The organism is Natronoarchaeum sp. GCM10025321 (genome assembly GCF_042663585.1).
Classification (GTDB): Archaea; Halobacteriota; Halobacteria; order Halobacteriales; family Natronoarchaeaceae; genus Natranaeroarchaeum.
The window spans coordinates 2,698,775-2,719,537 of sequence record NZ_JBHTAN010000006.1 but is presented as its reverse complement, the minus strand read 5'-3'; the positions used below and the strand labels follow the sequence as shown (position 1 = coordinate 2,719,537).

Sequence of the window (20,763 nt, the reverse complement as noted above, 5' to 3'; positions counted from 1 at the left end):
TCACAACGTGTTTCCTTGGTAGACAATTAAATTCGGGGGGAATTGCTGTCCAGACTATGAAGTGTCAAACGTAACTTGTGACACCAGTCCAGGTCGGTCTTCCTGATCATCCTGATCTTCCTCAGGAGCCACAATCATCCAACAGACCAACTTCACCTCGTCTTCCTCAATCGGTGGGAGTGGATCAGGAGCCTCGAATGGCTGTAGCCCCAATTCCTCTACCTTGTCGACCAGCTCCCGTGACTTTTCGATAGGGCCGAGAGACTCGTCCTCGTAGATTTCTCGAAGCTCACGTTCGTACTTGCGACCCCACGGAGCCTCTACAGCCTCCACAGTCTCTTGAAGCTCGTCCTGGGTCATATCATCCGGCCAGTGGTCACGAAGATGCTGGCCGACCTCACGGAACAGTCGGCGAATGTCAGGCTGAACATTCAACGGGTCTGTCTGTTCTTGCCATTGGCGATAGATGTCCTCCTGTGCCGTCTCCCACGCACCGTAGATTTGCTCTCGCATTCCATCTGGGAGAGCCCGTTCAGTATCACGAGAGCATTCGATACGCTTCAAACAGGTCAGAGTGTCCTGAACCAGTTCGTCGTCCCCATCCATCTCGTGTGGGACGAACCGCATGAACACCTCGTCACCGACCCGAGCACAGAAAAAATAGCCCGGGTCTTCGCCACGGAACCCAGACCCAGCGGCCCACGGAAGCGACGTAATCTGGTCCTCACGGTCCTCCAATCCCTCACGGAGTTCCTGGCGATATTCCTCGCCGGAATAGGCCGCCGCCTCAGCTCCGCCTTGTTCGTAGAAGTCTGATTCCTCTCGCTGAATCGAATCTATTTCTTCGACCTTCTCAGCGAAGTTCTGGTTGAGGGTCTCCATATCTGGGATAACACCCCCACTCACCCCAATCGAGCGTGCCGCCTGGGTGAGTTTCTCTCGAACCCGGTGTTCGAGCTCAAGAAGATCATCCAGTCGATCCTCGGGGAAGAACGAGAATGGGTAGATTTCCGAGTGCGGGGAATTAACGCGGTCGATACGCCCGTTCCGCTGAACCACGCGCATCGGGTTCCACGGGAGGTCGTAGTTGATGACGTTTCGCGCCTCTTGGAGGTTGACCCCCTGACCCAGGACATCCGTCGCAATCAGAATATCAAACTCGTCAGTGGCGTCCGGTGGGGCATCGCCTGAGTTCGGTGCGAACCCGTGGACGGCTTCCTCGCGTGTGACACCGTACTTCGAGCCGTCGCCGGACACAGCGGCGATGCGACCCTCATAACACGACAAGTCTTCGTCCTCGCTGACGATGGACTCCAAGTACTCGTAAATCCAATCGACGGTGTCCTCGTAGTAGGAGAACAACAGCACCTTACGGTTCTGACGGAAGGCCGACTCGATGTCCTCGTCAGAGATTTGTCGAGCCTCAGCGTCCTCTCTTGCCGTCTCAACGATGTCTTCAAGCGTATCGCGGAGGGCGTGAAGCTTCTCGTCATCGTCTCGGCTGACCGCCTGTGCTCCATCACGCCACCGCTCCAGCATCTCGATGTCGTGTTCCAGGTCAGCCCGAAGCTCGGCGGGATCAGCATCCGCCGCCGCCAGCGAGATATTCCCGTCGCTTGCCTCGTCGAAGACTTCCTCCATCCCTTCGTCACTATCCGTTTCAACCCACTCGTCAATCGCATTTGTCTCAGGGAAATAGCCCTCCTCTATGAGTTGGAGTGCAATCCGGTATTGCGAGATCATCCCGTCGAGGGTGTTCTTGAAAGCGTAGCTCGACGACTCGAACCGCTTGAGGAGGCCCGTCCGCAACAGCCCGACCAGTGAGAGTTCCGAAGCGTCTTCCTCACCTTCAAGGTAGTACGATGGACGGTATCGAGCCAGCGTGAGCTCGGCTTCGTCACGGTCGCCAGCCGCCAGCCCTTCCGCGACATCGTGGAAATATTCGTCGCCGAACGTCTCTGTGAAAGTGTAATCGACACGCTGAGGCTTCGGGTCAGGGAAGTTAATCCGAACTTCTCCACCGTCACCATCGGGCATCGTCGCGTTCTCATAGTGGTTCTTGATGAACCGTCGGGTCCGACGCACGGTCGTCTGGTCAAGGACGTCGAACAGCATATCGGGACTGAGGTCCGACGGGTCCTCCGCCTGAGCCTCCTTGAACTGGTCTCGAAGCGACCGGATACCTTCGTTGGCAAAGGCCGCATCGTTCCTGATGAAGTAATTCAGGAGGTAGTACAGGTCCCAGAGCGAGTTGTTGACCGGCGTGGCCGTGAGCATAACCACGTCCTTAGGGGGATCACCCCGGAGGAGCGTCCGGAGTGCGTGGGATTGCTGGGTTCCGGGATTGCGGAACGCATGGGCCTCGTCGATGACAACCAACTGGTACTCGTCGACAGGAAGACTGAGGTTGTTGGCGTCGCCGCCGAGTTGGCTGTCGTTCCGGAGTTCAGCGTAGGATACCGTCTCGAATTGTACGCCCCACTCAGCCGGCTTCTGTTCCCACATTCCATCACGGAGGTACGCTGGTGCAACGACGAGAGCACGCTGTCGGTTCTCCTGGACGTACTGTTCGAGGAGCTTACCACCGATGTACGTCTTCCCGAGCCCGACCTCGTCAGCAATGATGACGCCGTTGTGTTTGTCGAGGAACCGGTTAGCCCGCCTGACACTGTCTTGCTGGAAGTTGGTCAGGTTGATGGCACCTCCGTCGTCCTCTCGCTCCTCCTCCAGTTCATCCCCGTACCGTTCGTAGAGCACCCGGAGGTAGATGAGGTGAGGATCGTAGGGCTCGAATCGTTCCTCGTAGAGACTGGCGAGGTCGAACGGTTCGCTTTCTTCCCAGAGGTCTTCGAACCAATCGTTGACGCGCCCGGTTACGTGGGGATCGTAGGTACCGAGGTTTAGCTCCAGATTCGAGTTCAGTCCCGCGCCGGTGAAATTCGATGATCCAGCAATCGCCCCCTGACTGTCCGAGAACAAATATGCCTTCCCGTGGACAAAGCTATCCTCGTGGCGGCGCACCTCCACACGGTCGCTCCGGAGGAAATCCACGAGTTCCTGAAGCCCTTGATCAACATCACGCGAGAAGCCAAGCAAGTCCCGGTCGCGTTCGAGATTCTGATCCAGCGTCTGGAGTGCCTCCTCGATGCGCTTGCGTTCGTACGCTTCCCCTCGTGGTTCCTCTGGTTGTCGCCAGCGTTCCTTGCCCTCTTGGTCGGGCTGGGCACCGATTAGAAGGCGAACTTGGTCAACGTGTTCCAGTCCTTCAGCGACCGAAAAGTACCCTCTCGGGTTGAAGTAGCCGGTGACAATGTCGAGATCGGGGTCGTTTGCCAGCCGCTCATCCAGATCCGAGAGATAGGCGTTGATAGCGGTGGCAAGCGTGTTGCCGTCCCGGTTGTCGACGACCTGTGGCCGTTCAGTCATCGTTTCTGGTGCCAGCCGCTTGTTCCGCCTCGCGGTTGGTGTGGTCGAGGTCCAGTCGGTCCGCCCAGCTTGCGTAGTAGTCGAGAACGTGCTCTAACCGTTCTTCGTAGTCCCATCCGTTATGGAAGGTCTCGAAGATCACCTCAACGGGCTGCGTTGAATCACTAGATAGCGGCGGAACGAGTCAGTAAATCAAAGGAGTTGAAGCGGGAGGATGCGAGTGTCTATGACGCAAATCTCCCGCTTCACTGGGGAAGTTGTGCCGATTGCTCAAAACGTTACTGGCGATGGAAGCGAATCCGCCGCCCCGGAAGGTGGCGGCGGATTCGCCGACTATGCTCTTGTTTCCCTACATTGTCTACGGATTTACCTCGATGCGTCCTACCGGATGACGATTGACCTGCTCAAGGAAATGCCACAAATAACCGGGGAGATCGGCCTCAGCGCGGCCGATCTCCCTCTCCATCCACGTTGTGTAAAGCGTTCGACCGAATCAGTATGAGCGTCTGCCGAGTGCTGCTGCGCCAGTCGGCGCAGCTGCACGATCCCTCGAAACACGGAGCTATTGACGCAACATTCTACGAACGATCAGCTGCGAGCCGCCACTACTGCCAGCGAATCAGCTACCGCGTCCAGAAACTCAAAGTCACGAAACTCGTCGATACAGAGTCTCAAGCCGTCCTTGACGTACACTGCTCGACGAACCGGGAAGGAAGCGACGCAGACCTTGCCGAGCAGATCGCCCGCCGGAATGCGGGCGATCTGCGGTCTCTTGCCGCCGATAAAGGTTATGACAAGCAGTCACTCCGTGAAGCACTACGTGATCTCGACATCAGACCACTGATCAAGCATCGTATCTTCGCGCCGTACGACCACGCACACAACGCCAGAATCGACGAAAACCGCTACAATCAGCGCTCTATGACCGAAACCGTGAACTCGGCTGTGAAGCGCTCGCTCGGCTTCGCCGTGCGAGCGCGGTCTTGGTTCCGTGAGTTCCGCGAGATTGCCTTGATGTGTGTTGTCTATAACATAAAGCGCTTCGTCAAACAATGAATTCCAACGCCTTACAGCGATTCAACACGGCCCCTCAACGTGCTCGCGGGTCAAGCCGTAGAGGTGAGCAACAACCGCATCCAGTTCGTAGATTTTCTCCTGTTTCGTTTCCTCGTCAAGTGGGCCGTATTCGACGCCAACCGCTTCCGCCCAATCACTATAACGGTCATCGACAGCGGCCAAACGGCCGGAAAGCTCGATAACACGTTGACGGAGAGGATCCGTATCATTAGGGCGCGGAATAGGGAATGAGTTGAAAATTCCGAAGCTCATTGTCAACTCAACAAACCGCCTCGCATACCAATCAAGTGGGATTGATGAGAGGACTCCCAGTAGGTAAGCTTCGTCCCGCTCATCACCTCGTGGCCAGATGAGTGTCGGCGCTTTGTGCGTCAGAAACAGCTTAGGTGGGACGAGCGAGGCAATCATCGTCCGCGTGTCTGTACTCCGTGCTACATCGCGGAAAGCTATTCTTGGTCCAAAGCAAGGGAGGGTGTCCTCATTATATACCCAATCCTCAGACATGTCTGAGTAAGGAGACCGACTTCCGGCATAGTGATACGAGCTCTCTCTCTTTTCTTGAGCATATGTGATGGTCACATCGGGATCGACCCATGCATAGTAAGTCCCTGTTTCAGGATTCCATATCTCAAAGGATTCCCCCTTGTAAACCGGCCAGTAGTTGTCCGGAGGATCCTTGACAAAGTGCATAACTTGCGTTCCATCGTCCATCTCTTTGTCTGTCGTCGCGTTGAACTCTTGGAGGGGAACTGTACGCCACTCGCCCTCCTCATCCAAGTCCAACCGAGGGTGTGATTCCAATTGATTGAACACATCAACCGCTACAGGCCTGGCCGGTAGTAATGGAATTGTTGCTGAACCAGCCCAACCTTTTGCTTTTTCCACGGGGAATGTCGGTGGATCAGAACTAACACCTTCTTCAAAACTTTGTGCGTCAGGATATGGGCCACGGAGTGGGATACGTTTGTTCTCCCCACTTTTGTCCTTGGCAAACGAGAATAGGGCAATCGTATATCGGTGCTCTACGCCCTCGAATACCCATCCCGATTTGTTTTTCACAAAGGTTAGGTCTCTGACTATTCCGTCATCCAGTACCTCCTTTCTGAACTGTTCCATCCCCGGTCCCACAAATCCGCTACGCGGGAGCACAACCCCGACGGAGCCTTGATCCGAAATCAAGCTCCAAAATCGCCAAGAGAATGCTTTGTAGAGATCAGGATGAGACTTTCCAATACCTGGATACGGCCCATTTGTGAGAATTTTTCCGCGCTGTTCCTCCTCACGTTTCAGTCGCTCAAACTCGGCCGCCAGGTCTGGGCGATCCTCCTCAAGCTCGTCCATAATATCTTCGCGTTCGCGTTGTGAGACGCCACGAAGACCAGGATGGTACCTCCCCCAGAACTCATGCCGCTCTATTTGTGTCTTCTCCCAAGGGGGATTCCCTACGATTACATCAAACCCGGATTTGTCGCCATCAAACACCTCGGGGAACGAAGCTGGGAAATGGAGGGGATCAATCGTCTCCAATACGTTTTGTGCTTTCTCGTAGCATTCTTCTTCCGTTATATCGATACCCGTATCTGAAATAGGGTCTGTATCAATATCATCATCAATCCTCGAAGCGGAAAGCACATCAAAACGTGCTCGAACTTCCTCTAATTTTTCTTCAATCTCCGCTCGCGTTTCTCGTGCCTCCTGAACTTGTTCAGCACTGGCATCAGCAAAGTTTCCCAGACGTGAGATGTCGTCTCGAATTTCACCCATCACACTCTGTCCACCAGCAAACATACCCAGGGACGACTGTTCTACATCGAGGATGTCAGTCACCTCACCAAGCGTCCCAATACCCGCAAGTGAATCGCCCGTTACGAGATTATAATCAAGGAACGTGAGCGGAAGACCTGGGACAAACGTGTGAACCCAGATGGATAGGCGGGCCAATTCAGTGGCGAGTGGGTTCATATCTACTCCGTAGACACAACGTCGAGCAACCTGACGACGGAGGAGTTGTCCCTGTTCAATATTTGGTGTGTATTCTTCATTCTCAAATGCATCCTCAGCGGCATCTCTGAGATTATCCAGCTCCTCCTCAACGGGCGTGAGTTGGTTTTCAGTGAGATATGCACGGAGCCGTGTTTCAATCCGGTCTACCGCCCCGACAAGAAAGTGACCAGACCCCATGGCGATGTCCGAAACACGGATGTCGAAGAAAGCCTCGGCGGCGGCATTCTCGCCTTCCTCCTCCCGAAGTCTATCGATACGATTGATATGATCGTCAAGCGCGGGCTCAAGCGAATGTTCCAATAGGTGCTCTACGAATCGCGTCTTGGTGTAGTAAGTACCAGTGGCCTTTCGCTCACCGGACTGGCCGTGGAGGTAGACTTCCCCCTCCTCAACCACAATGTCCTCGTCATCATCCCCGAGTGTTTGCTGGCCACCACTCTCGACGGGTTCATAGTGCCCATCTTTGTCTGTAGTCAGCGGTTGTTCAGCCACGGAGAGTTCTGATTCGAGTAGCCCTTCATATATAACTCCGAACTCGCGGACGCCGATGTTTCGGAAGTCGACCGGGCCTTGATACCCGTCTTCGGTCTCGTCGACGAGCAACCGGAACAGTACTGGTCCGAACTCGGCGTTGTTCAGCCGGATGTCCGAAAGCCGCGCACCCGCTTCGGAAACGTCCGCATCTTCGGACAGAATCCGCCCCTCGTAGGCGGGGAGTCCCATTTCTTCGTGACCGTGGTGGATAGCACGCGAGAGCCGCATCACGTCGTCCCAGTGGTCGTAGAAAGAGTCGTCAAACTCACCGCCCTCCTGGACGAGTTCGTGAAGATCGTGGGCCTTCTGTTTCAGCGAGTGCTTATCGTAGCGACCGTTCCGCCGGCGCGGGAGGAACTCCTCGTCCTCGGCGTAGGCGATGAACAGGAGGCGGTAGAGGAGAAAGAGCGCCATCTCGTAGGTCTGGTCGAGTTCTTCCTTCGTCGGGTCGTCGATGTCCCGTGCCTCCGCGATAGCTTCCGCGAGGTCGGGAATGACGTCGTCGTAGATGCGGTTCCGGAGACGCCCACCGAGGTCGGCGGCGTACTCCTTCGAGTCCTCCATAATCTGATGAAGGGCACCGTCGTCGCGGAGGGCATTTGCCGAGAACAACAGCCAGAGGTACGCCGCCTTCTCGTCGGCCAGGAGGTTCGTGTTCACCTCGACGTACGTGTCGGTGCGACCGCGTGAGCCGAAGCCAGCTTCTGGGTTCGTCGTGTACAGCCGAAGCGTGTCGCCGCTACTCCCGATGACGTAGTCCAGATTTCGCTTATCGGCTTCGTTGAGCGCGTACGCTACCGGCGACTTGTTGACAAAGCGATCCTGTTTGCGGTCGAACGACTCGTCCTCCTGGAGGAACATAGCCACGGCCCGTTCGTGGCCGTCACTGGTGTCCTTGAGGACGTAGCTCTGGTCAGTAAGCCGGTCTATCTCGTAATTCAGTCCCTTCACCAATTCTCGCGGGTCGTCCGTGAGGGCCTGTTGAGCGCGTTCAGTAGCTTCCTCCCAATCATCGCGGTCCGGTACCCCAACCCTGAGTTCGTGCGTCGATAGGAGGCCCTGGTTCCGTAGGCCCGCAAGCTCCTCGTCAAGCTGTGGGAGTGTATTCGAAAGGAACGACTGAGCGACGTGTCGATCTGGCTTTTTCAGAGCGGCGTCACAGACGCGCTCGGCTTGGCCGCGGTCGACGTCACGAAACACGGGCGGGTCTTCGCCGCTTGGCCCACACAGGCCGACCTTGTCATCGTAGAGCGCGACCACGAGAATCGGGTTGACCCGACCGCCTCGCCGGTCGGTGTAGGTTCGCTGGAGGAAATCCTTATTTGGGCGTTCGCCGTGATCGACGACGACAATCTCTAACGCGCTGGATCCTTCTCCTTGATAAAACTCAAATTCGGCGTCCGTCCTGTCGTACGTCCACGGACGGCCGCTACGAGATTGGAGGAAACCTAAAGGCATACTTACACCGGTTGTGGGGATAGCTGATATATCTTGGTGGTAAAAGTCAATCCCGGCGAGCGGATTGGCTGGTTTGACGGGCGGATTTACTCGGCGCAAACATCCACTTTTGATGGCATCCGGGTCAGTTAGAGTATAGTCTCCCGGTCGGTTTAGGAGCCGAGTTTGATCCGGTCAATCGAGAGATCGTGCTCAGAGACCGTCACCAGCCAGACTGATGGGCGATTGTCCTTCTTGTACTGGCTAATCCTCGCGGTTGGACCTGTGACAATAACGGGAATATCGTGTCCAGGGATGCGACCCCGTGTGCCGACGTGCATATGTCCGGTCACGATGAGATCGATATTGGCTGATACCGAGGCAAGAAGATCAGATACGTTGGCCCCGTCATCGTAAATGAGCGAGCCTTGTTCATCGACGAGGGGGTACGGCTTTTCGTGGAGAACGAGGATATTCTGGTCAGTGGATGCTAATACGAAAGAGTCCAGATCGACATCTGGCAAGTTTCCAGCGGTGTAGTCAATCCCGAATAGATTGGTAGTCGGATTATCCAGCGTAATTGGGTCGGTGCCCAGTCGAAGCCGCATTTCGGCCCCGTCCGCGAACATCTGGAGGCTTTCGATACCGTACTCCGTGTCATGGTTTCCTCGGATATAGTAGAGCGGAATGTTGTCTTTCAACGGGTCGACGAGGTCTTCTGTAACGGTTACACAGTCGGAGTCTGTTGCTTTGTGGTCGAAGACGTCTCCCGCATGGAGAATGGCATCGACTGAGTGCTCTCGCGCAATATCGAGAGCTTGATTGAAGCCTTTGCGAGCATCGACGGAACGCGCCCAAGTCGGCTTCTCTGATCGATCCCGGTGTCGGTACCCAATATGCGTGTCACCGACGACGAGCAATCGTGTCGGGGTCGAAATGCTATCAAGACGTTCGATGGTGAATTTGTCATTGCTGTGGATGCGTACTTCAGGCCCAGACACGTCATCATATCGCTGGACACGTCCTCCAGTGATTTTGTAATCACCGCCAGGGTGCCAGTCGCCTGAGATACTATGTTTCTCCCAGATGACGACTTTTAGATCGTTTTGTTCCGTATCTGTAGCGTAGAGTTCTACCTCGCGCGGAGGTGCTGGATCGGTATCTATTCGATAAATACGGACCTCCAACGACCCCGGTACCGGCTGGTTATGATGAAGATCGTTACAGGTCGTCACTATTCATAGGTTCGAGGAGGCAATGTTAACGGCGTTGATGAGTGCCGCTCTATCCCTGTATTCTGGTGTACGTATTGTCACCGCTGTGTTGACGCACCTACAGGGTTGCTTGATAGGTTCGACAGTGATACAGGAATGAGCTATTCGCTACTCATCCGCTGTGTCGCGGCATCAATGAAACCCTGATTTCGAAGATTCTTGTTCCAAGTAGAAAGGAACTCATCCAGGTCCAGACCGGATTCATCGTGGTCGTGGGCCAGCGGGTGTTGCGTGAACCGAACCGGCCGCCAGTCGCCGCTGTCGACGACGAACACTACTTCGGGGTCAGACATCAAATCGCCCCGAGATATGTAATATTGACCGACACTAACCCTATCCTCCCCGATCTTCTCGATAGTCAGGTTCTCGTAGCCATCGACCTCGACAGTGTAGTTCTCGTTGACTCCCATTTCGGCAACCGAGTCAACACCCAATTGTTGAAGGATGTCTTTTGCGGCGTTCATGACTTGTCCTCCTCGATAGCCGCCACGATGCGTCCGATGTTCTCCTCGGTGACCTCAATAGCCGTCTCGATGTATGTCTCGTTACCAGTTGCCCGTCCAGCGAACCGAAACACAGGGTACCACTTCTTGATCCACCAAATCATAAGTCGAGCAAACAGTCTAAGCACTGTTGACCGCCTCCCGTCGCCATGCATCGAGGTCTGTGAAATTGAGTGTCCAGCCGTTCTCAGGGAGTTCCGACACGATTTCTCGCTTGAACGACTGATAGTGATCAACAGCGAACTCCTCGTCGTAGGCGTGAGCGAGTAAGGCAATGGAAAGTTGTGCGGGGCCACTTCCTCCGTATCCCCACTCGAACCCCGACGGACTCGCGCTGAGTAGGTCGTAGCGCGTATCCAGAGGTTCACCGTCGACTCTGACTGTACACTCCTGGCCAACCGGTGCTGTTGAATCCCGGAGACCCTGGTAGACTGTTGAGGCCCGTTGAGGGGCATCTTGTCGGCTCAACCCCTGGGTTTCGGGTCGAACATCCTCTTGGCTCATCGCCCCGAAACCTCCTCTAACCGATTTAGTGCATCCCGAAGCTCGCAAGCGGTGTTCGTGAGCTCTTGTGCCTGGGCTTCGAGATCGGCGGCATTCGATTCGAGATTGTCCGCCGTCTCGATGAGTTCTGTCTCAAGCGTCTCGACGTCGACCTGACCGACTTCTATCCGCACGCGTCGGATGTGCTTGCACTCGGACACGGACTCACGGTACTCGAAGTCCGGGCACGTACACGCGGGTTCCCGGAGATCGACAGTATACTCAGAGCCACTCTGAGTTGTGACAGAGAACAGCGATTGTGCCTCCTCGATGACAGTCATGTGTTCCGTGGCGGCCCTGAGAGTCCGTGGGCCGATGTCTGGCTGGACTGATTCCGAGGACATTAGGCGTCACCCACGTTCTCTCGCACCGGAATCCAGTAGGGCTCGTCTGAGTCGAATTTGACGACACGCTCCAGGTGTGCCCTGTCGTCGGTGAGATCGATAGCTTGCTTTGCCGCCGCCAACGTCAGGGTGCCCGTTCGGAACGTGTAGCCTTTTTCGAGTACGCTGGGGTCAGTCGCAAGTCGCACGTCGACGACCGGCCCGAACCGTCGCTTGTTCACGCATCCGGCGCGAGAACTCCACGGCCCTTTGAGCGTGATCTGTTCGCCGTCGACAGTCGTCACCTCAAACGACCGACCGGAGAAGCCGCCATCATTGCCGTCACCGCTCCAGGCGAAGTATTCGACGTACCCGTTGTCGATGGCTGTCCAAAGCCCGTCTTCGTGTTCGAACCGAAGCTCGGACCGGTCTGGAGTTTCGTCGACGAGAACCTCCAGTCGAGGGTCATTCCCGACATCTTCACGCCAGTCGACCTGGGCGTCGAGAATGTTCATCGCCGATCACCGTCGCACTCAACGGGAAGGTCGCGCTCGTTCAGAACCTCGGTTCCACAGCGGAGACACTTGAAGTATCGCTCCAGATATTCCGTCTGGCCTTCGTGCCGGCGGTGGGGGTCAGGGTGCTTTCCAGGCACCCACTCGCGGCGGTCAATCACGAGGTGAGCGTCGACGTGTTTCGCGTCAGGATGGTTTGGTGCCGATGCGTTTATTTCGTAGCTGTCGCTATCTGACATTGGGATTCTCGTCTCCACGGGATACCCACAGAATCCGGTGCTCTGACACCGGGTTTTCCGAAACCAGTTGTTTGGAGCTGTAGCTCTGGGATTTCCCTTAATTAAGGATTAGAGTGGAAAGGTAATAAGTGTTTACTTACTTATCTTTATAGAGCGCAATACTGTGGTCTGTTTTTCTCGTACCTTCTTGATTGATGGCATGTCAGCGCCAGTCGTGTAGCAATCAGACTCCGAATCACGCTGAGCGTAACAGACGGTTCTCCAGGGCTTCGTTGATTTGCACTCTAATCGCCTGTAGAGACTCTGAAACTCTATGTAACAACCTTCCGAAAAGGCTGTTACGCGGATTTTAGGTATGTGAACGACCAGATAACAGGCGTATTAGGGTGCTGGCCAGAGCCGAAAAATCTGAAAACCTTCTCTGTACTCTACCAAGGGGTGTATATCCATTTTCTACCCCATACCCCCCTTTCAGTTCCACACAAAGTATTTGTAGAGTAGTGGTGACGAAGGGAGTGCGATATTGCCTAATTTCGGCGTCCAGAGGGTGTGTAGTTCGTGTAACAGTCTTTTTCGGTGGTTGTTACACGGTATCTCAGGTCCTCTACCTGTCGTACAGGGTTGAAAGTCGAGAATTGAACAAACTACGCTGTTACGTTCAGGGAAAACGGCTATTCATCGGCCGTGAGTGCGTCCTTGTACCGTTCGCTGATCTTCTCCCGAGCGTCCTTCGGGATATAGACGCCGTCCCAGACCCGGACCACGTCGGAGGTGTCGTCGTCGGTCGCCGCCGCCCGGTTCGATTTCGTCTCAGCGTCCGGGTACTGATGCTCGGCCGTAATGTAGTTGTTCAGTTTGTGCTTGCTCTGGGCCGCCGTGGGCGTCGACCGGATGTACTTCTTGTAGTACCGGTAGAGCGTGTCGACGCGCATCGGGTGGTCAAGCTCGTCGTCGACCTGGGGGTCACCGCTGGTGATGAAGTTCCGGACGAACGTCGCGGTGGTGTCCTGGTAGTTATGCCAGTTCTCACGAATCTCGTCGGCGTTCTTCTCGCCCGTGAACTTCTGGTTCTCCTGGAGACGCTGATAGCCTTCGACCGCCCACGCAAGCACACCAGGGAGTTCTTGCTCGACGATCTTGTCGTCGAGTCCACGGATGGCGTCCATGTACTGGTCGTCTTCGTCGAAGGTGAACCGGTTCGGGAACTCCACAAACAGCCAGCGGCGGTAGAACGCTCGCTCGGCGTTCTTGACCTTTGGGACACTGTTCGCCGCGAATATCATCTTGGCTGGGTTCTCCATCTCGAACGCGGTCTGGTACTTCGGCTCGACACGGACACGGTCGCCGCCCGTGAGCTTCTTGAACATCGACGTCTCCTCGATCGTCCCGCCTCGGATGTCGGAGTTCATATTCGCCGTCTTGTGACGAAGCCGCTGGAGTCCGAACTGTGCGCCGGCCATGTCGGTCAGGTCGTCGTGGCTCACGTTGTCGTGACCGAGCATCGCGGTGAGGACGTTCTCGAAGACGCCCTTCCCGTTGTCACCGCCACCGAGGAGCATCAGAGCCTTCTTGAAGGGGTATTCGTTGGTGTGGAGACACGACCCAGCGTACTCCTGAACCATCATCTGACTCTCAGGTTCGACACTCTTGCTGATGAAGTCGTCCCACATCGGTGCTTCAGCGTCCGGGCCTTTCCAGGCGACGGGGAGCCGCATGATGGCGTAGTCGTCGGGCTCAAGCTCGCGGACAATCTCGCCTTCCATCAGGTCCAGGAGGCCATTCTCGACGGCGACCTGGGTGCCACGGATGCCCATCTCCTCCCACTCGACGCGGTATTCCTCGTGGGCGCGGATGTACCCGTTGAGGAACTCCTTTTTGACGTTGTCACCGTAGTGCTCGTTCAGGAGATTCTGGAGGATACGGGCGATCTTCCCCTCGTCTTCTCCCCAGATACCGTCGTCGTAGACAAGAACTCGGTCGTTGGTGAAGATTATGTCTTCGTTCTCTTTGACCCACTGGTGGCACTTGTTCGCCATCGCTCGGTCTTGCATTTGATTCCAGTTGAACTCGTTATGGAACTGGGTAGCCGAGAGTTCGCCGAGGGGTGGTTCGTCGTTCTCAGCCAACTCATCGCTGTCGCCATTCTGGAATCGGTCGACCGTCTTCTCGACGTACTCCCGCCAGTCAGCGATCGGCATATCGACTCGGTTGAACTCGATTTCTTCCATCAGGTCCTCGTACTGGAAGTCATGCTCGAAGGGGTCGTCTTTCCAGGCGGCGATGGTCGGACCAGCACCGCGATGCTTGAGGAGCGCTTGCGGGCTCCCACCGTTTTCTTCGAGAACCGCAACGACCTCGTCGTAGCTGAGGAGGTCGTCTGGCACATCACTAACGGGGGACATCTATTCAGAACCACCCAAAGTTGTTCGATTACTGTTGCACTTGTCTCTCTGAATTGTCAATACTTCTCTTTTTGTCAAGTGTGACTTACTTGCTGAGTTGGCGTCCGGGTTCTGATTGGTCATGTTTTGATCTTCTACGGTAGCGGCTAACCGAATGAACCTATCCGACCAAAACTGACATACAGTTCCGTGACGTACGATAACACGGAAGCTCCACTTCTGGTCGAATTGGCTCCCACATTCAGTTCGACGCTGTCCGGACGACCCAACCCGTCTGGACGGCTTTCAATTCAGATTCAATTAATCGTCAGTGGCGCTGGCACTTTCGTTTAGATTTTCTAAGAGATAGCCAATTGTCTCATTGTAGTTTTCGTGTTCCAGGCTATCACGTAGGTCCTTCACTTCGTCGCGCCGTGTCTTAGTGATCGGACCGAGTGTGGTGATATTCATTTTCTCTCACTCACCTATCATAGTCAAGACAGTGATGTATATATACAAGTTTTCCCAAGCTCGCGGCGTGGCTCTGTATTCACAAGATTAGTGATTCTTCCTTCCGTAGAACAACTAAACCACCAGACTCCGCCAGACTGGATATTTAATTTCATCATATACGGTGAGCTGACACCGGCCCTACGAAGAAGCCTCGCTTTGCCACTATAGAATCACATCTTCTTCTCGAAATTTAGATAGTTAGATAGACTAATCCGATGCTGACATGCCATCAATTGCGGTGGCGAGTAACACGAGAGTATCCAACCCGGTATCAAAGACTAAGGAAATCAGGGGGGTGTTGAGTACTCGGGAGACTTAGGAAATCAGGGGGGTGTAGATTGCAAGCCTCTACATATCGTGCTCACTCATCCGCCATCCTTGTATAATATCAGGACCGTCTGTAAAAATTGGCCGTGGGGGTGCCAGAGACCTTCATCGGGGTGTTTAGGGGGCGTCGAAATTTGGGGTTGGTTCACTCGGGGTCGAGTGTCTCTTGTTCGAGGTTCGGCTCCTCCCACGGGTCGTCCGGGTCGACTGTGCTCAGCGCGTGATCGAACTCAGTACCGGTGAACTCCGCGGTGGTGTCGTCGGCGTCGGCGACCAGCTCCATATTGATTCGCTTGAACCGCGCCTCCATATCGGCCATCGAGTCTGTCCGGGAGCTGTGGACGAGGAAGTGGCGGTAACCCCGGTTCATTCCCGATCCTTGGGACGTATGAGTATCGAATACCACGTCGTGCTCGCCGCCGGGATCGAGGTCGCCGGCCGGGAAATCGTATCGTGGCTCACGGCCTTCTTCAGCGGCGTTCACGCGCTCCTCAGCAATCCGGGAGAAGGTATTGTTGAGATAGTCGCATAACCGACTGGACTGTGCCTGGGCACATACCACGGCCGCTCTGAGGGCACAGACACGTCCCCGCTCGGTCTCAGCGGACCAACCCTCGACGACATCTACCTGTCCGGTTCCAAGTTGGTAGAGAGATCGGACCTGTGAAGTCACATCGCTCTCGACACTGGTATCCTCAGTCGCTATTGTTACAATGCGCTTCCAGTACATATTGTCGTATCCCGACCTAACGAGTTCCCAAGCGGCCCACGCCGCGACCTCCTCGTCGGATCGCCTCACCGACTTCTGTAGCAACGAGCTCACGTCGAAGATGTTGTATCGGGCATCTGTCTGGAATCTTCCAGTGGGCTCTCCATCGTCTCCTACATTCTTAGTTGCCTGTTCGTCTTCCTCGCCTTCTTCTAACTCTCCATCCTCGCCGAAGCGAAGCTGGTCACTGTTGTCACTCACGGTGTTTCCCGGATAAAAATAAGAAGTATAGTATAATAAATCTTTACTATCTGATACAATCGACTGAGTGTTTCCAGTTTAGGGAGGGGCAACTACCTTGAGCACGTGGTCTGAAAACCAGATAAGATGCCGCTTGCTGATAACCAACAACTAACTCGCGTCTGGGATGCATTCGAGGAAAATGAATATCGGATGGAAGATAGCCAGGGTGATATTGTCGATATGGAGACGGCCGATGAGCGCCGACGTGATAGACTCCCCCGTCTCTGTGACCTCATAGACGCTTTCCTCGATGAGGACATGGCGCTGGGTGAGTTCAAGTCAGAGATTGATGGGCAAAACAAGCGATTCCCGTACTGGGGATTCAAAGGTATGAACGGGATGATGTTTTTCAATATGCTCTACAGTTCCGCTGGCGAAGGTCGGCGGGACGAACTTGCTGATCTTCTCCGGAACCTTATCCAACCACCAGAAGACGAGAGTGCGGCCAAAGAGAAAATTCGGACTCTGGAAGGGTTCGTCGAACGGCTTCGCAATGAGGTGGATGACCTCAGAAAAGCACCTCGTCCAGGCTCAATCCCGTACTTTCTCTCGTACTTTTGGCAAGTACACGACCCTAACCGATACCCCATCTATTACACGTCGATGGTGAATGCGCTCTCTGACCTTGCAATCTGGGAGCCGAAAGACGACCTGGCTGACAGCTATGCTGAGTTCTGGGAGTTAAACGAGGAGATGCGGGAATCGTTGGCCGACTATACTGGGCGAGATATGCATCTGTGGACCGTTGAGCATGTCTTCTGGTACTGGCAACAGCGCGATGAGTTCGATGAAGATGACGACGATGATTCGGTGGAGACAACACACCAAACACTCCCGGATAGCTACACACCACCTATTGTGTCTATTCTCCCTGACCTTGCTGACAACACCGAGGAGATGGAGGAACTTGCCGAGGAGACTGGCAACGCTGTTGAAACACTGTTCGAGAACCGTCTGGCGAAGTGCCTCCGAATGATCGGGTTCGAGGTTGAGGAGCTCGGCCAGGGGATGGGCCGCAACCCCGATGGTGTTGCCAAAGACCGGATGCACAATTACGCGATTATCTACGATGCGAAAGTACGTCGCAACGGGTACAGCATAAACACAGGAGACGAGAGACAGTTTCAGGACTATATCAATAGAGAGGTACCAACGCTCCGAAACCAGGGCTTCCGGAACATCTATTTCGCGGTCATCTCGGGAACCATCTCCGATGAGAGCCAAGAGGCGGTTCGTACTCTCAAGATTACAACTGATATTCAGGAAGTCCGGCTTGTCGAAGCCGATGCACTTCTGGCTCTACTTGAGAATCGCTTGCGTGATCCGATGTTTAGCCTTGGTCCGGGTGATGCCAGCGGTCCAGGGATTCAGGACTTCTTCGCTGAGAGTGGTATCCTTTCCGCCGCGGACATTCGTGAGGAACTTGGCATCTAATAAAGAGAACACTACACCCAGATGTGTAAGCAACTTCTTGTCGACGTCGTCTCTCAATTTTCCCCTAAAGCCTTCAGAAGTAGCTCACCATTCTCGGTTAGCTTGTAGTACTTCTGTTGCCGACCCTCCTCGCGTTGTTCGGTGACAGCGATCATCCCTTCTTCCTCCAGTTCATTCAGATGTGTGTAGATTCCACCCGATGAAACTCCGATCTCCTCAGCGATTGCATAGCCGTGAGCGGGGCCGTTCTTGAGTTCTCGAAGAATATTGTGCTTCGTCTTGCCTATCAGACTCATCTCCAAGAAAATCCTGTCCGGTTTTCGGTAAGGTATATAAAAGAAATCCTGACCGGTTAGAAAATCAGATGCATTAGAAATATCTTGGTGGTAAGAGACAGAAGTTGCATGCGAACCTTTGACCTCGCTCAGAGCAACTCGGAGTTTGCCGCTGACGAGTTGGCGAGGTCTGACATTCGAAACGAGTCCGTGCTTGAATCGCTCCTACACGCGAATCCTCAAACTATCCTGGATGAGCCGGTGTTTATTTTCGGGCGACAACCAGCGGTCGACACCGGAATCCTCGATCTTCTCGCCCTCGATCAATACGGGAATCTCCTCATTATCGAACTGAAAGTCGGGCAAAGTGGTTCCGGGAGTGCAAGCGAGGAGACCATTTTGAGCCAGCCACAGAACTACGCTCAGTCACTCGAATCGTACACGTACGACCGCTTGGACGACATCTACCAAGATTACCGGGAAGACATCCAGAGTGGGCGGTGGGCGGTCAGTGACGCCGCTGTGCCCACTGATGATCTTCAGTCAGCCTTCAAAGACGTATTCGGAGAGTCACTGGAGCCAGACGAGTTCAACCCCGACCAGCGGATGGTCATCGTCGCTGAACAAATCACGCCACGGACCCAGAGTAATGCACGGTATCTTCTGGACCAAGGCCTCAACATCCAGTGTATCGAAATTCAGCGGTTTAATTCCGAGATAACCGACCACACTGTTCTTGCGACCAACACAGTTGTGGATCATCACCTCTCGCGTGTGCGTCCAGACCGGAAACTGAACCCGATATACCCTGATGTAGTTCGAGACCTTGTCGAAAGAGTGTTCCCGGAACTCCAGTCCGTCATCGGAGTAGACAGCGCCGAGACGGCGTTTCAAGACATAGAAAGCCACAGACCTCACCTACGGTCGAAGCATCCCAACCACCCAGATGATCTGGTGTACACGCTGTACCTCCGTCCTGTCGAGTGGGGACTTGTGATAGTTGGCATGGATTATTGGGGCGAGGAAGACGAGACGCTGGATACGCTTCGCCGTAATGCGGAACTATTCGAGGAGCGAGGCTTCCAAATCAGTCAGGACCGTACACGGGATCGAATTGTCCGGAGAAACTGGGAAGTGGAGTCTACGGACGTACTGAGCGATGATGCGTTCTTGGAGGAAGTGGCAAACGAGTTTGTGAATCTCGTTAAGACCGGACATGAGGTCTTCACGGGCGACGGGCGGTAACTGACGGCGTGGGCGACGACGGCCCAAAGCAACGGTCGGGGTGGTTTGGCTGGGCGTCTGGATGGGTATGTCGACCTCTTTGGTGGGTTGCCGCCCCACATCAGGGGAGCCAGAAACGGACTGGTGGAGTCGGGCTGTCTATCCCGATGGTCAGGACCGGCCGTTTGAGGGAGAGATCAGAGGCTCCGGCCGGGCTGTGGTAGCCCGTTACTCACCCTTTCGAAGTGAGCGTCACCAGATTTGTTCAGCGGCGTCGTTCCGCGTTTCCGCGTCTGAGTGAAGATACTTCATCGTCGTCGTGACGCTCTTGTGCCGAAGTTGCTCCTTGGCGTGGTGTGGCCCAATGTGATTCGCCCAGTATGTCGCAACCCCGTGACGAATCGCGTACCACGTTATGTCTTTGTGATCTGGGATAGGAAGATCACCGTCGTCGACGAGCCGACTCAGTAGGTAGTTACATGACTTCGAACTGTACGTAGTCCCTTGCTTCGTGAGCCAGAGCTCATCCCGACCACTGTACTTATCGTACGTTGCTCGCTCCTTTAACCACCGTTCAAGCACTCTTGCTGTGCGTCCCTTGATCGAACAATTCCAGTGAGCTTCGTTCTTCGTGGACTCGTCCTTGGGAATGTTGAGCTCGTTGTTCTCAAGATTGACCCACTCCGTAGTAGCTCGGCCCACCTCAATGGGACGGAGCCCAGTGTCCAACGTCACAGCGATGATCGACGGTTCTTTCCAAGAGTTGGCCTGTTTGAAGTGCTCGGGGCCGACCTCGGACTTGGGCACACCGAGTCGCTGGGAGACGAATGTCTTCAGCCGATCACGCTCCTCGGAGGACATGTCGCTATGGTAGCTCTTGATTGAGTTGTACTCCAGCGCCGCCTGATAGAGCGGCTTGAAAGCCGTCCGGCGAAGATAATCGCGCTCGTCGCCAGTTGCTTGACTCAATTCCGGCTTCGGTTCCCAGTCGTAATCGGTTCCGTGGATATGGTTTTGATACTTGAATAGCCGCTGGACAGCCTTCCCGTAGTGGAGTACGCTTGAATCGGCCATCCCGTCTGAGCGGTTGAGGAGTCGGATAAACCGATCCGCGTGGTCGGGAGTAAACTCTGTCGTGTAGGCGTCTTCGTCCTCCCAGAGCCACCGGAAGACAATTTCGAGCTTGTAGTGTGTCGACTGAAGCGTACTCTGTGCGAGGCCCTGGCCTTTCTCTGGGTGTTTCCCGTACGAGCCGAGCCACGAGAGTACCTCCTGTTTGAAGTCGCGGTAATCGTCGACCATGTTGAGCCCGTATGCTTCGAGGTCTTCGCGTGATCGTTCACTAATGAGCGGGAAATCGAGTTCCACTGGTTCCGGAGCCGATGGAAGGCCGTCCTTGGGGGTGCCATCACCGGCGGGGAGGTTGTCCAGCGGATCGGGCTGGTTGGTCACCCGCGCGCACCTCCGGTTGTTTGTGTGCCATGACACTTTCTTGAATCGCAAGACGGCGTAGCTGTCGGGTTGTAGCGTTTTCGTACGTTATTGGACATCGTTTGGCTCTCCTGAGAAGGGCGAAATCAGCCGAGAGAGCCTGTAATACCGTGTAAGCCTAGGCCGGGATTTGAACCCGGGCTCTCGTCCTTACCAAGGACGCGCTTTACCGCTAAGCTACCCAGGCGCCAGGTATACTCCGATTGTCGGGAATTGACTTTATGCGTTTCG

At 54.9% G+C, this 20,763-nt stretch carries 16 protein-coding genes, 1 tRNA gene and 1 pseudogene; 3 read left to right on the top strand and 15 right to left on the bottom strand.

Annotated features, from left to right (window positions below; translation table 11 throughout):
• Positions 1-54 precede the first annotated feature (54 nt).
• Together ACFQL3_RS16835 and ACFQL3_RS16830 are read right to left on the bottom strand one after the other, a co-directional pair.
• Entirely contained in the window at positions 55-3,426 is a 3,372-nt protein-coding gene (locus tag ACFQL3_RS16835; protein ID WP_377056406.1) for a helicase-related protein, read from the bottom strand.
• A complete protein-coding gene (locus tag ACFQL3_RS16830; protein ID WP_377056404.1) occupies positions 3,419-3,568 on the bottom strand; it encodes a hypothetical protein in 150 nt (49 codons plus the stop codon). The genes ACFQL3_RS16835 and ACFQL3_RS16830 overlap by 8 nt, the downstream gene beginning before the upstream one ends.
• A gap of 84 nt (positions 3,569-3,652) precedes the next feature.
• Between ACFQL3_RS16830 and ACFQL3_RS16825 the strand changes: the two are divergent.
• Positions 3,653-4,482: pseudogene (locus ACFQL3_RS16825) on the top strand (IS5 family transposase).
• Positions 4,483-4,503: 21 nt separating this feature from the next.
• Here ACFQL3_RS16825 and ACFQL3_RS16820 read toward each other — a convergent pair.
• The 10 genes from ACFQL3_RS16820 to ACFQL3_RS16775 all read right to left on the bottom strand — a co-directional run bounded on the left by ACFQL3_RS16820 (position 4,504) and on the right by ACFQL3_RS16775 (position 16,066).
• Entirely contained in the window at positions 4,504-8,499 is a 3,996-nt protein-coding gene (locus ACFQL3_RS16820; RefSeq protein ID WP_377056402.1) for an Eco57I restriction-modification methylase domain-containing protein, read from the bottom strand.
• A gap of 152 nt (positions 8,500-8,651) precedes the next feature.
• Positions 8,652-9,713 (bottom strand): metallophosphoesterase family protein, encoded by a 1,062-nt coding sequence (locus ACFQL3_RS16815; protein WP_377056400.1) that lies wholly within the window; start codon positions 9,711-9,713, stop codon positions 8,652-8,654.
• A 140-nt stretch (positions 9,714-9,853) separates the two neighbouring features.
• Complete coding sequence (locus ACFQL3_RS16810; protein ID WP_377056398.1) at positions 9,854-10,216, bottom strand: DUF6908 domain-containing protein; 363 nt, start codon at positions 10,214-10,216, stop codon at positions 9,854-9,856.
• Complete coding sequence (locus tag ACFQL3_RS16805) at positions 10,213-10,359, bottom strand: hypothetical protein (RefSeq protein ID WP_377056396.1); 147 nt, start codon at positions 10,357-10,359, stop codon at positions 10,213-10,215. The genes ACFQL3_RS16810 and ACFQL3_RS16805 overlap by 4 nt, the downstream gene beginning before the upstream one ends.
• 16 nt (positions 10,360-10,375) lie before the next feature.
• A complete protein-coding gene (locus ACFQL3_RS16800) occupies positions 10,376-10,759 on the bottom strand; it encodes a DUF6166 domain-containing protein (RefSeq protein WP_377056394.1) in 384 nt (127 codons plus the stop codon).
• Positions 10,756-11,142: an SWIM zinc finger family protein gene (locus ACFQL3_RS16795; RefSeq protein WP_377056392.1), complete on the bottom strand. Its 387-nt coding sequence runs from the start codon at positions 11,140-11,142 to the stop codon at positions 10,756-10,758. The genes ACFQL3_RS16800 and ACFQL3_RS16795 overlap by 4 nt, the downstream gene beginning before the upstream one ends.
• Positions 11,142-11,636: a hypothetical protein gene (locus ACFQL3_RS16790; protein WP_377056390.1), complete on the bottom strand. Its 495-nt coding sequence runs from the start codon at positions 11,634-11,636 to the stop codon at positions 11,142-11,144. The genes ACFQL3_RS16795 and ACFQL3_RS16790 overlap by 1 nt, the downstream gene beginning before the upstream one ends.
• Positions 11,633-11,875 carry a hypothetical protein gene (locus ACFQL3_RS16785; RefSeq protein ID WP_377056388.1) on the bottom strand — a complete coding sequence of 81 codons (243 nt, stop codon included), beginning with the start codon at positions 11,873-11,875 and terminating at the stop codon, positions 11,633-11,635. Before ACFQL3_RS16785 ends, ACFQL3_RS16790 begins: the two co-directional genes overlap by 4 nt.
• A gap of 671 nt (positions 11,876-12,546) precedes the next feature.
• A complete protein-coding gene (locus ACFQL3_RS16780; protein WP_377056386.1) occupies positions 12,547-14,277 on the bottom strand; it encodes a DNA primase family protein in 1,731 nt (576 codons plus the stop codon).
• A gap of 964 nt (positions 14,278-15,241) precedes the next feature.
• Positions 15,242-16,066: a hypothetical protein gene (locus ACFQL3_RS16775; protein WP_377056384.1), complete on the bottom strand. Its 825-nt coding sequence runs from the start codon at positions 16,064-16,066 to the stop codon at positions 15,242-15,244.
• Positions 16,067-16,288: 222 nt separating this feature from the next.
• Between ACFQL3_RS16775 and ACFQL3_RS16770 the strand changes: the two genes are divergently transcribed.
• The gene (locus tag ACFQL3_RS16770; protein ID WP_377056382.1) at positions 16,289-17,542 is read left to right on the top strand and encodes a hypothetical protein; all 1,254 of its coding nucleotides are present in this window, start codon (positions 16,289-16,291) and stop codon (positions 17,540-17,542) included.
• Between the two features lie 53 nt (positions 17,543-17,595).
• Here the strand turns inward: ACFQL3_RS16770 and ACFQL3_RS16765 are convergent, their stop codons facing one another.
• Complete coding sequence (locus ACFQL3_RS16765; protein WP_377056380.1) at positions 17,596-17,838, bottom strand: PadR family transcriptional regulator; 243 nt, start codon at positions 17,836-17,838, stop codon at positions 17,596-17,598.
• A 108-nt stretch (positions 17,839-17,946) separates the two neighbouring features.
• On the opposite strand from ACFQL3_RS16765, the gene ACFQL3_RS16760 reads away from it, so the two are divergent.
• Positions 17,947-19,062, top strand: a complete 1,116-nt coding sequence (locus tag ACFQL3_RS16760; RefSeq protein ID WP_377056378.1) for a hypothetical protein — start codon at positions 17,947-17,949, stop codon at positions 19,060-19,062.
• A 231-nt stretch (positions 19,063-19,293) separates the two neighbouring features.
• Here ACFQL3_RS16760 and ACFQL3_RS16755 read toward each other — a convergent pair whose 3' ends face one another.
• Positions 19,294-20,493, bottom strand: coding sequence for a tyrosine-type recombinase/integrase (locus ACFQL3_RS16755; RefSeq protein WP_377056376.1), 1,200 nt, complete (start codon positions 20,491-20,493; stop codon positions 19,294-19,296).
• A gap of 154 nt (positions 20,494-20,647) precedes the next feature.
• A tRNA-Thr gene (locus ACFQL3_RS16750) sits at positions 20,648-20,719 on the bottom strand.
• Between the last annotated feature and the right edge of the window lie 44 nt (positions 20,720-20,763).